Origin of the sequence: Thermoactinomyces sp. CICC 10522 (assembly GCF_016055075.1) — a bacterium.
In the GTDB taxonomy this organism is placed as follows: Bacteria; Bacillota; Bacilli; order Thermoactinomycetales; family Thermoactinomycetaceae; genus Thermoactinomyces_A; species Thermoactinomyces_A daqus.
Map to the genome: position 1 here is coordinate 1 of NZ_JAECVY010000070.1, position 537 is coordinate 537.

Sequence of the window (537 nt, forward strand, 5' to 3'; positions counted from 1 at the left end):
TGAAGAGCTCCTTAGAAAGGAGGTGATCCATCCCCACCTTCCGGTAGGGATACCTTGTTACGACTTCACCCCAATCATCTGCCCCACCTTCGGCGGCTGGCTCCCAGAAGGGTTGCCTCACCGACTTCGGGTGTTGCAAACTCTCGTGGTGTGACGGGCGGTGTGTACAAGGCCCGGGAACGTATTCACCGCGGCATGCTGATCCGCGATTACTAGCGATTCCGGCTTCACGCAGGCGAGTTGCAGCCTGCGATCCGAACTGAGACCAGTTTTTTGGGATTGGCTCCCCCTCGCGGGTTCGCTTCCCTTTGTACTGGCCATTGTAGCACGTGTGTAGCCCAGGACATAAGGGGCATGATGATTTGACGTCATCCCCACCTTCCTCCGGCTTTCACCGGCTGTCTCGCCAGAGTGCCCATCCGAAATGCTGGCAACTGGCGATAAGGGTTGCGCTCGTTGCGGGACTGAACCCAACATCTCACGACACGAGCTGACGACAACCATGCACCACCTGTCACCGCTGCCCCGAAGGGAAGC

At 58.5% G+C, this 537-nt stretch carries 1 rRNA gene; it reads right to left on the reverse strand.

The window, feature by feature from the left end:
* Positions 1-15: 15 nt before the first annotated feature.
* Positions 16-537, reverse strand: a 16S ribosomal RNA gene (locus tag I8U18_RS17625); the annotation flags it as partial.